The sequence below is a fragment of the Actinomycetospora cinnamomea genome (assembly GCF_003096675.1).
Classification (GTDB): Bacteria; Actinomycetota; Actinomycetes; order Mycobacteriales; family Pseudonocardiaceae; genus Actinomycetospora; species Actinomycetospora cinnamomea.
The window spans coordinates 26959-39096 of sequence record NZ_QEKW01000013.1; the positions used below are offsets into that span (position 1 = coordinate 26959).

General features: G+C 76.2%; 10 protein-coding genes. 6 read left to right on the plus strand and 4 right to left on the minus strand.

The window, feature by feature from the left end; all coding sequences use genetic code 11:
* The first annotated feature begins 37 nt into the window (after window positions 1-37).
* Window positions 38-1192, plus strand: a complete 1155-nt coding sequence (locus C8D89_RS20790) for an acyltransferase family protein (protein ID WP_165825844.1) — start codon at window positions 38-40, stop codon at window positions 1190-1192.
* Window positions 1193-1201: 9 nt separating this feature from the next.
* Here C8D89_RS20790 and C8D89_RS20795 read toward each other — a convergent pair whose 3' ends face one another.
* Window positions 1202-1801: an Rv1733c family protein gene (locus C8D89_RS20795; RefSeq protein ID WP_116710052.1), complete on the minus strand. Its 600-nt coding sequence runs from the start codon at window positions 1799-1801 to the stop codon at window positions 1202-1204.
* A gap of 210 nt (window positions 1802-2011) precedes the next feature.
* Between C8D89_RS20795 and C8D89_RS20800 the strand changes: the two genes are divergently transcribed.
* The 5 genes from C8D89_RS20800 to C8D89_RS20820 all read left to right on the plus strand — a co-directional run bounded on the left by C8D89_RS20800 (window position 2012) and on the right by C8D89_RS20820 (window position 10810).
* Window positions 2012-3412, plus strand: coding sequence for a cytochrome ubiquinol oxidase subunit I (locus C8D89_RS20800; RefSeq protein WP_116710053.1), 1401 nt, complete (start codon window positions 2012-2014; stop codon window positions 3410-3412).
* 25 nt (window positions 3413-3437) lie between these two features.
* Window positions 3438-4565: a cytochrome d ubiquinol oxidase subunit II gene (cydB, locus tag C8D89_RS20805; protein WP_116710054.1), complete on the plus strand. Its 1128-nt coding sequence runs from the start codon at window positions 3438-3440 to the stop codon at window positions 4563-4565.
* Window positions 4562-7996 carry a thiol reductant ABC exporter subunit CydD gene (cydD, locus tag C8D89_RS20810; protein ID WP_116710055.1) on the plus strand — a complete coding sequence of 1145 codons (3435 nt, stop codon included), beginning with the start codon at window positions 4562-4564 and terminating at the stop codon, window positions 7994-7996. The genes cydB and cydD overlap by 4 nt, the downstream gene beginning before the upstream one ends.
* 748 nt (window positions 7997-8744) lie before the next feature.
* Window positions 8745-9260, plus strand: coding sequence for a universal stress protein (locus tag C8D89_RS20815; protein WP_116710056.1), 516 nt, complete (start codon window positions 8745-8747; stop codon window positions 9258-9260).
* A gap of 101 nt (window positions 9261-9361) precedes the next feature.
* Window positions 9362-10810, plus strand: a complete 1449-nt coding sequence (locus C8D89_RS20820; protein WP_133251993.1) for a wax ester/triacylglycerol synthase domain-containing protein — start codon at window positions 9362-9364, stop codon at window positions 10808-10810.
* Here C8D89_RS20820 and C8D89_RS20825 read toward each other — a convergent pair.
* Genes C8D89_RS20825 through C8D89_RS20835 form a run of 3 tightly spaced genes read right to left on the minus strand, consistent with a single transcriptional unit; the run spans window position 10773 to window position 12056 of the window.
* The gene (locus C8D89_RS20825; protein ID WP_116710058.1) at window positions 10773-10970 is read right to left on the minus strand and encodes a hypothetical protein; all 198 of its coding nucleotides are present in this window, start codon (window positions 10968-10970) and stop codon (window positions 10773-10775) included. The genes C8D89_RS20820 and C8D89_RS20825 overlap by 38 nt on opposite strands.
* A complete protein-coding gene (locus C8D89_RS20830) occupies window positions 10960-11589 on the minus strand; it encodes a hypothetical protein (protein ID WP_133251994.1) in 630 nt (209 codons plus the stop codon). The genes C8D89_RS20825 and C8D89_RS20830 overlap by 11 nt, the downstream gene beginning before the upstream one ends.
* A gap of 5 nt (window positions 11590-11594) precedes the next feature.
* Complete coding sequence (locus C8D89_RS20835; protein ID WP_116710060.1) at window positions 11595-12056, minus strand: PspC domain-containing protein; 462 nt, start codon at window positions 12054-12056, stop codon at window positions 11595-11597.
* Between the last annotated feature and the right edge of the window lie 82 nt (window positions 12057-12138).

The window sequence follows — 12138 nt, forward strand, 5'->3', positions numbered from 1 at the left end:
TGTGGCGGACAGGGGGAGGCGGCCGCGCGGACCCCGGTTGCCGCACCTGGACCACCTGAGGGCGGTGCTCGTCGCCTGGGTCATCGGCGGTCATGCGCTGGTCGGGTACTCCGCCGTCGGCGGCTGGGCGTACGACGAGGTCAACGAGGTCACCTTCGCCCCGGCGACCGAGCTCGTGCTGGTCGCGGTCATCGGGCCGTCGGGCCTGTTCATCATCGGCGTGCTCTTCTTCATCGCCGGCCTGCTCGTGGAGCAGGCGGTCGAGCGCCACGGGTGGTCGCGCTACACCCGCGAGAGGGTCGTCCGGCTCGGCCTGCCGTGGCTGGTGTCGGCGGTCCTGGTGTGGCCGGCATCAGTGTGGCTGGCGTACGTCGCGGCCGGTCGGCAGGTGTCCTTCTGGTGGGTGCTCACCCACCGCGATCCGCTGCTCGACTCCGGAGCGCTCTGGTTCGCCCTGGTGCTGCTGGTGTTCTCGGCGGCGTTCGCGCTGGCACGCCCGTGGACGGTCGGCCGCCGCGGCCGTCCCGCCCGGACGCTGACCGGGAGGCACGTCGCCGCGACGGTGGCCCTGGTCGCGCTGTCGTCGTTCGTCGTCCGCCTCTGGTTCCCGGCCCGCAGCGGGCAGGTCGGTGATCTGCACCTGTGGCAGTGGCCGCAGTGTCTCGGGTTGTTCGTCCTCGGCATCGCGGCGGCCCGCTCCGGCTGGCACTGGCACGTGCCGGGGCGGCTGCGCCGCCGCTGCGGCGCGGTCGCGCTCGTGACCCTCGTCCTCCTGCCGGTGCTCGCCCTCGCCAGCGGGGTGCGCGACCTGAGCCGCGACGTCGCGTCCTACCTCGGCGGGTGGCACTGGGAGTCGCTCGCCACCGCAGGGATCGAAGGGATCCTGGTCGTCACGGGGTCGGTCTGGCTGGTGGGCCTGGCCGAACGCCGGTGGCGCGACCGCGCGCCGGAGACCGCGGGGTGGGCGCGGGGTGCCTTCGCCGCGTTCGTGATCCAGGGCCCCGTGCTCATGGTCCTCGCCAGCGCCGCGCGACCGCTCGACCTCCCGGCCGAGCTCAAGGCGCCACTCGTCGCCGCCCTCGGGATCACGGCCTGCTTCTGGCTCGGCCGACGTCTCCCGATCCTCTCCGGGAGACGCCCTGCGGCCGCCGGCGGGTCCACGGCCGACCCGGGGCCAGGAGGAACCCGGTAGGCGTCCGGCTCAGTGCGTGCTCTCGTGGTCGGGGCCGGTGAACCGTCGCCAGGCCGCCTCCCACTCCCGCAGCCGGATCCGGTCGAGGACCCACCGCAGGCCGGCGAGCAGGAACAGGGAGACCAGCAGGTCGCCGAGCAGGATCACCAGGGTCGTCAGGAAGCCCTGGGTCTCGGGGTAGCCGGGCGTCATCGGCGCGATCGTGGGCCGGTCGGCGGCGTCCACCCAGAGCGTGCGCGGGTCACCGGCCTCGGCCGTGTCGGGCACCCGGACCAGGGCCACCCGCGGGGTGCCGTCGGCCGCGATCCACCGCACGGGTGCGCGCACCTCGGTGCTGGCGACCTCGGTGCCGTACGCGGCCGCCGGCCCGGGCTCGGCGAGCACGACGCCGGTGACCTGGTGGCGCTCGGCGCGCTGTTCGGCGACCTGCGGGCCGAGGTTCGCCGTGACCTGGCTCCCGACCGCCAGCGCCACGGGAACGAGGAACAGGCCGAGGAGCAGGAGGACCCACCGCGCCGCGACCTCGATGCGGTCGCTGCGCCGCCGCAGCTCGGAGCGCTTCGGCACCAACAGGCGGAACGCCCGCTGCACCGCTCCCGTCGTGCCCATCGTCCGCCTCCTCGTCCTGGGAGGACGACGCTGGACGGGCGGCGCCCGCCCCGGCACGGGCGCGGGGCCCCCTCCGACCGGGCGAGGGACCCCTGCCGACGGGACCACCGGAGGGACCTTGGGCCCTGATCACGACCGGGGCCGCGCACGGATCGTCGTGGGCGGTCACCGTGCAGACCGTGCGCGGGTGGGAGCGGGAGGGCTTTCGCGATGGCGCTGGACCTGGCGCGCTGGCAGTTCGGCGTGACGACCGTCTACCACTTCCTGTTCGTCCCGTTGACCATCGGCCTGTCGCTGCTGGTCGCGGGCATGCAGACCGCGTGGGTCCGCACCGGTGACGAGCGCTGGCTGCGCATGACGAAGTTCTGGGGCAAGCTCTTCCTGATCAACTTCGCCATGGGCGTGGTCACGGGGATCGTCCAGGAGTTCCAGTTCGGGATGAACTGGAGCGACTACAGCCGCTTCGTCGGCGACGTCTTCGGCGCTCCCCTGGCGATCGAGGGCCTGCTCGCCTTCTTCCTCGAGTCGACGTTCCTCGGCCTCTGGATCTTCGGATGGGGCCGGCTGCCCAAGCGGGTGCACCTGGCGACGATCTGGGCCGCCGCGATCGGCACCCTGCTCTCGGCCTACTTCATCCTCGCCGCCAACTCGTGGATGCAGCATCCCGTGGGCTCCCGGGTCAACCCCGTCACCGGCCGCGCCGAGCTCACCGACTTCGGGGCGGTGCTGACCAACTCCACCGCGGTCGGCGCGTTCACGCACACCATCACGGCGGCCTTCCTCACCGCCGGCATGTTCATCCTGGGCATCTCCGCGTGGCACCTGGCGCGGCGGAACGAGACGCGGGTGTTCCGCTCGTCGCTGCGCCTGGCGCTGGTGACCGTGCTCGTGGCCGGTGTCGGCACGGTGGTCACCGGCGACGTCCAGGCCCGGCTGATGACCGAGCAGCAGCCGATGAAGATGGCGGCCGCCGAGGCGCTGTGGGACACGAGCACGCCGGCCTCGTTCTCGCTGTTCACCATCGGCAGCCTGGACGGCTCCCAGGAGGTCTGGAGCGTCCGGGTGCCGAAGGTGCTCTCCTTCATGGCCACCGGCGACCCCGACGGCACGGTCGAGGGCATCAACGACGTCCAGCGGGCGTCCGAGGCGCAGTTCGGTCCGGGCGACTACCGGCCCAACGTGCCGATCGCCTACTGGACCTTCCGGGCCATGATCGGCTTCGGCGCCCTCGCCCTGCTCGTCGCCCTGGCCGGCCTGTGGCTGCAGCGCGGCGGGCGCGTGCCCAGCTCCCGGTGGTACACCTGGGCGGCCCTGGCCGGCATCGGGTTCCCGGTGGTGGCCAACTCCGTCGGCTGGATCTTCACCGAGATGGGCCGCCAGCCGTGGGTCGTCTACGGCACGTTGCGCACCGCCGACGGCGTCAGCCCCTCGGTCGGGCCGGTGTCGGTGGCGACCTCGCTCGTCGTGTTCACCCTGCTCTACGGCGTGCTCGCCGTCGTCGAGGTGACCCTGCTCGTCCGCTACGCCCGCAAGGGCCCCGACCCGCTGCCGCCTCCGGACGAGGAGACGCCGAGCGAGTCCACCCCGCGCCCGCTCGCGGTCGCGTACTGATCCGGCCACGGCCCAGGAGGACATCGTGTTCGGCCTCGCGCTGACCGACATCTGGTTCCTGCTCATCGCCCTGCTCTGGACGGGCTACTTCGTCCTGGAGGGCTTCGACTTCGGCGTCGGCGCGCTGCTCGGCGTGCTCGGCCGCGACGAGACCGACCGCCGCCGCGTCATCAACACCATCGGTCCCCTCTGGGACGGCAACGAGGTGTGGCTGCTCGTGGCCGGCGGCGCGACGTTCGCCGCCTTCCCGGAGTGGTACGCGAGCCTGTTCTCCGGGTTCTACCTCGCGCTGCTGATCATGCTGGTCGCGCTCATCGGCCGGGGCGTCGCCTTCGAGTACCGCGGCAAGGTGGACGACCCGACCTGGCGCCGCCGGTGGGACCTCGTGATCATCTCGGCGTCCGCCGTGCCCGCCCTGCTGTGGGGGGTGGCCTTCGGCAACATCGTCGCGGGCGTGCCGCTGGACGCCGACCACGAGTACACGGGCACGTTGTTCACCCTGCTCAACCCCTACGCCCTGCTCGGTGGCCTGACCACCCTGCTGGTGTTCCTGCTCCACGGGGCGGTGTTCGTCGCCCTCAAGACCGACGGCGACCTGCGGGTGCGGGCCCACCGGCTCGCCCTGCGGCTCGGGCTCGGTGCCGTGCCGGTGGCGGCGGCCTTCCTCGCCTGGACCCAGCTCGCGCACGGCACGGGCTGGACGATCGTCAGCGCCGGCCTCGCCGCGGTCGCCCTGGTCGGCGCCGTCCTGCTCGCCGGACGCGAGCGCGAGGGCTGGGCGTTCACCCTGACCGCCGTGACGATCGTCGCCACCACGGTGACGCTCTTCGGCTCGCTCTACCCGGCCGTGCTGCCCTCCTCGACCGACCCCGCGGGCACGCTGACCACGACGAACGCCGCCTCGACGCCCTACACGCTGCAGATCATGACGTGGGTGGCGCTCGCGGTGACCCCGGTCGTCCTGGCCTACCAGGCGTGGAGCTACTGGGTCTTCCGCCGCCGCCTGACCCGTGACGACATCCCGCCGGCCGGTGGGCTGCCCCCGCGCCGGGAGCGGGTCACGGCGGTCGACGGGACGACGGTGCCCGACACGCCGGTGGAGGCCCTGTCGGTCGACGGCGACGGCACCACGGCGCCCGGGCCCCGGGCGTGAAGCCGCTCGACCCGCGGCTGCTGCGCCACGTCCGCCCGGCGCGCACCTTCGTGGTGCTCACCGCCGGCGCGGGCGTGGCCACCGCCGCGCTCGTCGTGGCCCAGGCCGACCTGCTCTCGCAGGTGGTCGCCCGGGCCTTCCTCGACGGCGCACCGCTCGCCGTGCTGACCGGGCTCCTGGCCGCGCTGGTGGCCGTCGTCGCCGGCCGGGCCGCTCTGGCCTGGGCCACGGAGGCGGCCGCGGTGCGCGCGAGCGCCCGGGTGATCGGGCAGCTGCGGGCCGACCTCGTCGACCACGTCCTGCGCCTGGGCCCGCGCGACCCCCGCCTGCCCTCGACCGGCGAGCTCGGCGTGCTGGCCACCCGCGGGATCGACGCTCTCGACGGCTACCTGCGCCGCTACCTGCCGACCCTGCTGCTGGCCACGACGGTGCCGCTGCTGGTCGGGGTGCGCCTGCTCACCGCCGACTGGCTCGCCGCGGTGATCGTCGCCGTCACCGTGCCGCTGATCCCGCTGTTCATGGTCCTCGTCGGCCTGCGCACCCGCGACGACACCACCCGGCGCTGGCGAGCCCTGGCGGTCCTGGGCCACCACTTCCTCGACCTCGTGGCGGGGCTCGACGTCCTCGTCGCCTTCGGCCGCGCGGGCGCCCAGGCCGGCCGTCTGCGCGCCGTCGCCGACGAGTACCGGCGGACCACGATGCGCACCCTGCGGGTGGCGTTCCTCTCCGCGCTGGTGCTCGAGGTGCTCGCCACGCTCTCGGTCGCCCTCGTGGCGGTGTCGGTGGGCCTGCGGCTGGCCGAGGGCCGGCTCGACCTGGCCACCGGGCTGCTCGTGATCATGCTTGCGCCCGAGATCTACCTGCCGCTGCGCGCGGTCGGCGCCCGCTTCCACGACAGCATGGAGGGCCTGGCCGCGGCCGACGACGTGTTCGCGGTGCTGGAGACGTCGGCGGACGCGGGGCCGGCGGGCCCCGGGGGCGCCCGCCGGCCCGCGCCGGACCCGTCCCGCGTGCCGGTGCGCCTCGAGCGGGTCGGCGTCGACGGCCGCGGGGGCGCGGTGCTCGACGACCTCGACCTGACGGTGGCCCCCGGCGAGATCGTCGGGCTGCGCGGTCCGAGCGGGGCAGGCAAGTCCACGCTGCTCGATCTCGTCACCGGGCTGCGCCGTCCCGACCGCGGACGGGTGAGCGTCGGCGGCGTCGGGCTGGACGACCTCGACCCCGAGGCCTGGCGGGCGCGGATCGCCTGGGTGCCGCAGCGGCCGGTGCTGGTCGCGGGCACCGTGGCCGACAACATCCGGCTCGGCGCGCCGGACGCGTCCGACCGGGCGGTCGGCCGGGCCGCGCGGGCCGCGCGGGTCGACCTCGACCTCGACGTGCCGGTCGGCGAGCGCGGCGCCGGCCTGTCCACCGGACAGCAACGCCGCGTCGCGCTGGCCCGCGCGCTGGTCGCCGACCGCCCCCTGCTGCTGCTCGACGAGCCCACTGAGGGCGTCGACGCCGAGACCGAGTCGGCACTGCTGGCGGTGCTGCCCTTCGCGCTCGCCGGACGCAGCGCGATCGTCGTGAGCCACCGCCCCGGCGTCCTCGCGGCCTGCGACAGGGTCGTGGACCTGCCCGGCCGGCACGCGGTCCCCGCTCCCCCTCCGGCGTCCCCGCCGACCTCGAGCTCGGCTGCTCCCGCGGCCCCCGTCCCGCCGGGCTCCCCCGGCGGCGAGGTGGAGCCGGCCGTCCCCGGCCGCGCCGGGGGCGCGCTGCGGTGGTTCGCGGCGGCGGCCCGTCCGCGGGCCGTCGGCCTCACGATCGCGGTCCTGCTCGGGGCCGGCGCGCTGGGCAGCGCGGTGGCGCTCACGGCCACCTCGGCCTGGCTGATCTCCGCGGCGGCGCTGCAGCCCCCGCTGCTGACCCTCGTCGTGGCGATCGTCGCGGTGCGCGCGTTCGGCCTGGCCAAGGGCGTCCTGCGCTACCTCGAGCGGCTCGCGTCCCACGACGCCGCGCTGCGCCTCGGCGCCGACCTGCGCGTGCGGGTCTGGCGGGCGCTGGTCCGGCGTGGCCCGGCGGCAACGGCCGCGCAGCGCCGCGGGGACCTGCTCTCCCGGCTCACCGGCGACGTCGACGCCCAGCAGGACGTCCTCGTGCGCGGTCTGGTGCCGGCGGGGTCCGCGCTGCTCGTGGCGACGGGGCTGGTCGGCCTCTTCGCGGTGCTGCTGCCCGAGGCCGCGATCGTCCTCGCCCTCGGCCTGCTGCTCGCGGGCGTCGTCGCCCCGCTGCTCGGCGTGCTCGCGGGCCGGCGGGCCGCGCGAACGACCGCCGCGGCCCGCGCCGCGGTGGCCACGGGCACCCTCGAGCTGCTCGAGGGGGCCGCCGACCTGCTCGTGCTCGGCGCCGCCGGGCGACGCCGGCGGCGGCTGGCCGCGCACGACACCGAGCTGGCCGACCGCACGGTCGCCCAGGCCGGCGGCGCGGGCCTCGGCGCGGGTCTCGGGGTGCTCGGGATCGGCCTGGCGATGGTCGGCGCGACCGTCGTCGGCGTGCTGGCGCTCGCGGACGGGCGACTGGCGCCGACCGCCCTGGCCGTGCTCGCCCTGACCCCGCTGGCCGCCGCCGAGCTCGTCGCGGGGCTGCCGGACGCCGCCGCGCGCCTCGCCGAGGCGGTCCCGGCCACCCGCCGGCTGGCCGAGCTCGAGGCGGCGCCGGCGCCGGTGACCGACCCGGTGCCGGCCGCCGCCGTTCCCGCCGACCCCACCGTGGCCGTCGAGTCGCTGGCCGTGCGCTGGCCGGACGCGACGCAGGAGGCGGTCAGCGGGGTGTCCTTCGCGCTCCCGCCCGGCGAGCGCATGGTGCTCGCCGGTCCCTCGGGGGCAGGCAAGAGCACGGTGCTCGCCGCGATCCTGCGCACCCTGCCCGCCGCGCGTGGTGCGGTGACCCTCGACGGTCGCGACACCGCGACGATGGCCGCCGAGGACGTGCGCTCCCGCATCGCCTCGTGCGGCCCGGCGGCGCACCTGTTCGACAGCACGCTGCGCGAGAACCTGCGCCTCGCCCGCCCGGAGGCGACCGACGACGAGATCGTCGAGGCCCTCGACCACGCGCGGCTCGGCGGCTGGCTCGCCTCTCTGCCCGAGGGCCTGGACACGCCGCTGGGCGAGCACGGCGGCCCCGTCTCCGGCGGCGAACGTCAGCGGCTCGCGGTGGCCCGTGTGCTGCTCGCCGACCGCCCGGTGCTCACCCTCGACGAGCCCACCGCCCACCTGGACGCGCCCACCGCCACCGCGCTGGCCACGGAGATCGAGGCGCTGAGCCGCGGCCGCACGGCGCTCGTCGTGTCCCACCGGCCCGGCGAGTTCCCCGGGCTGCCGGTGGTGGAGCTGGGGCGCACGGACGTCCCGGGCGTGGCCGGAGCCCGGGCCGCGGTCGCATCGCCCCACTGAGCGGCCTACGAGCGGCCCCCAGCGGCCCCGCAGCGGCCCCCCAGCGGACCGAGCCCGACCGGTTGCGCTCCCGTGCTCTACGCCCGGGCGGCCGGCGCGTCGCTCAGCGCCTCGTGGGGTTACCGGCCGCATATACGCACAAGATCGCGTCGAGACCGACACGCTCGCGGCCGCCGCCGGTGGCCGCTCGCTGCTCCGCCGCAGAGCTCCACCCAGGCTGCGAAGGCGCCCCTCGCCGCACCCCAGGCAGCGAAGGCACCCCACGCACCTCTGCAGCGAACGCGCCGTCCGCTGCTTCCCACGCAGCGAACGCCCCGTCCGCTGCTTCCCACGCAGCGAACGCGCCGTTCGCTGACCCCACGCAGCGAACGCGCCGTTCGCTGCCAGGGCCCCGAGTGCGAAGAGCCGCCTCGCGCGGGCGAGCGGCGCCCGCTCCGACGCGAGGCTGTCGGTCTCGCTGCGATCTTGTGCGTAGCTCCCGGCAGGCCCTCGCGACGAAGGCGTCGCGAACGCCTCGAAGCCGGGCGGCCACCCCCTCGCCCTCGGGGTGCGGCGCCGCCCAGGCCAGGGGTCGATGGTCCCGCTCCCGACCGGGCCCGGAGCGCGGGAGCAGGCCCGGTAACGACGCGCTGGTGCTGTTCGGCCCTACCGCGCGGGCCGGGGGGTTGGCGAGGCTGACCGGGGAGCGCGGACCGCGCCGTCGTCGAGACGTCCCGTCCGCCGACCGCCTCCGGGGAGGAGTGTCACCATGACCACCGCCGCAGCCACCGAACGCCCCGACGAGCCGCCGTCGACGTCGGGGCGTGTCGTCGTCGGGGTCGACGGCTCGTCCGGCTCGCGCGAGGCCCTGCGCGCCGCGATCCTCGCCGCCGATCTCCGCGGGGACACCGTGCAGGTCATCACCGCCCCGCTCTCCGATACCGAACTCGGGGCCTGGGGCAGCGCAGCGTGGCCGGCCATGCCCCTGCCCGACCCCGACCGCATCGTCGACGCCGCGCGCGACACGGCGCGGAGCATGGTGGCCGACGTGCTCGGCGAGCTGGACGGCCGGCTGCGGACGACGCCCCGGGTCGACGTGCAGGCCGTGCCGGGCAACCCCGCGCGGGTGCTGATCGAGGCCGCGCGCGGCGCGGACCGGTTGGTCGTGGGACACCGCGGCCGCGGCGCGGTGAGCAGCTTGGTGCTGGGCTCGGTCGGCCTGCACTGCCTGGCCGACCCGCCCTGCCCGGTCACGATCGTCCCGCCGGCCGACGACGGGTCCTGACCGGCCTCCGGCTCACGGCACCGGCGCGCCGACCGCCGGGCCCACGGGTCCGGGCCCAACGGACCTGGTCCGCGGTGCTCGCGGACGCGCACCGTGACGGCATGGCGAGCGACATCCCGATGACGGGTGAGGACGGCCTGTGGCTCCGGCTCGACAGGCCGAACAACGTGCTCGGCGTGGTGTCGGTGCTGTGGACGGCCACGCCGGTGGACCCCACTGCGCTGCGCCGGCTCCTGGCCGAGCGGATCGTCGACCGCTACCCGGTGTTCCGGTGCCGCCCCGTGACCCGGAGCGCGTGGCTCCCCGGCGCCGCGTGGGAGGAGGACCCGGACTTCGACCTCGGCCGCCACGTGCTCGTGGAGTCCCTCCCGGACGCGCACCCCGAGGCGGCGCTGCAGCAGCGCGTCGGCGACCTGCGCAGCACGTGCCTCGACCTGGAGCACCCGCCGTGGAGCGTGCACCTGCTGCAGGGGCACGGCCGGGGCAGCGCCGTGGTCGTGCGCACGCACCACGCCCTGGCCGACGGCGTCCGCATGACCCGTCTCCTGTTCGCGCTGCTCGACCCGCTGCCCGGCGAGGGCGCCGCCGCCCGGCCCGTCGGCACCCACGGCATGGACGACCCGTTCGCGGACCTGCTCGCCGCACCCCGGCACCCCCTGCGGGCTCTCGGCGCCGGGGTGCGGGTGCTGACCTCCGGCCTCAACACCGTGTACGACACCCTGCAGATGCTCGGCTGGACCAACCCGCCCACCGCCTGGACCGGCCCGCCGGGGACGCGGAAGAGCGCGGCCTGGAGCGACCCGGTCCCGCTCGACCTGCTCGCCGACCTCGCCCACGCCGAGGGCGCCACCATCAACGACGTCTGCCTCGCGCTGCTCGGCGGCGCGCTCGCCCGGGCCCACCGCGCCGAGATGCGCGCCGCCACCCCGTCCGACCTGGCCTGGATGGTGCCGGTCAACCTGGAACCGCTCGAGGCGGGACCGCCGGAGCGGCTGGGCAACCGCTTCGCGCTCGTCCTCGTGGTGCTCCCGCTGCGCGGGCCGTTCCGGGCCCGGGTGGCCGAGGTGCACGCGCGTGTGGAGCGCCTGCGGCACAGCTGGGAGCCGGTGCTGACCCGCGGCCTGCAACAGCTCCTGGGTCTCGCCCCGAACCCGCTCGCCACGACCCTGAGCGACTACTTCGCCGGCAAGGCCGTCGGCGTGCTGACCAATGTCCCGGGACCGCGCAGCGCGATGGCCCTGGCCGGCGCGGAGGTCACCGGCATCGTCGGCTGGGCACCGTGCAGCGGCGACCAGGTGATGACCGCCTGCATCGTCAGCTACGCCGGCCGCGTCCGCATCGGCTTCGGCACCGACGACCGCCGGGTCGGCGACGCGCGCCTGATGGTGGCGGCGTTCCGCGACGAGCTGCACGCCGTGGTCGAGCAGTACCGGACCGCGGCGGCCCCCGCCGGGGTGCCGGCGCCGCGACCCGAGCCCGGCGTCTCGACGGCCGCCACCCCCATCGCGGCGGTCAACCGGAGCGACCCGCGCGGTTCACCCCGGCGGTGAGCAGGAGCGCGGTCCCGGCCGCGACGAGGAGCAGCGGGAGCACCACCGCCCACGACAGCGCGACCACCTCGAGCTCCTGGAGCAGCAGCGCCACCCCGGCCAGCAGGTAGCCGACGCCGGCCGCGACGGCGACCGCCGTGCGGTGGTGCTCATCGCGCATGATGGACCTCCACCTCCCCGAGCGCGACGTCGACCGCGACGGTGGGCCCGTCGGACGCCGGCTCGACCCATCGGGCATGGACCCCGTCGTCCACCCGGACCCCGTCGACGAGGACGCCCCCCGCGACGACCTCCACGTCCACGCCGGCCGGACTCGCCGGCGGCAGGACGACCACGACACGCCCGGCGCCGACCGCGACGTCGAGGTGACCGTCCGGCGGCAGCGGGTGGCGGGTGAGGTCGACGGTCGCGGTCCCGGCCAGGAGCCGGGTATGCGTCGGCCACGCCCCCGGGGGCGGGGCGACCAGCTGGTCGCCGACCGGGCCCGCGAACCGCTCCACGTGCACCCCGACCGCGACGGCCGCGACGAGCAGGAGCGCGCCGAGCCCGACCAGCCCGCGGTGCGGCCACCCGCCGGCGGCGGCCACGACGAGCACCGCACCGACGACGACCAGCGCGATCGCGGGGAACAGCCGCCACGGCACCGACACCCCCACCGCGTCGAGCAACCAGGCGGCGCCGACAGCGACGAGGAGCGCGCCTGCGACGAGCCGGTCGAGCCGCGGCCCCCGGGCCGGCGGGGTGGTCGTCGGGGAGGCCGCGGGACCCAGCTGGGTCACCGTGCTCACCGCCGGCTCGAGACGACGACGAGAACGCCGACGCCGATCACGACCAGCGGCCAGAAGACCGCCCCGTCGAACCAGGGGATCACCGCACGGACCAGCAGCAGCACGCCGAGCGCGACGAGGGCGGCCCCGGCGACGACCGTCACGCGGTGCCGGTCGGTGGGTGCGGCCGTGACGGGCGGCTCGTCCTCGTCCGCCTCGGGGATCACGATCCACGCGACGACGTAGGCCAGCACGCCGACGCCGACCGAGAGCATGAGCGCGACCGTGACGATGCGGACCAGGACCGGGTCGACCCCGAGGTAGCGCCCCAGGCCCCCGCACACGCCACCGACGATCCGGTCCCGGCGGCTGCGGACCAGCCGTGACGGGCCCGCGGCCCGAGGAGCTGCGCCCCCTTGCTCGGTCCGCACGTCGTCGGGGCCCGGCGCGTCGACGGCGGGCGGGCGGGGATCGTCCATGGCGCTGCCTCCTGGCTTGCGAGCTGGGCGGACGCAGCGTCGCCGCGCGGGCCCCTCGCTCGTGAGGGGCCGAAGACCCCGG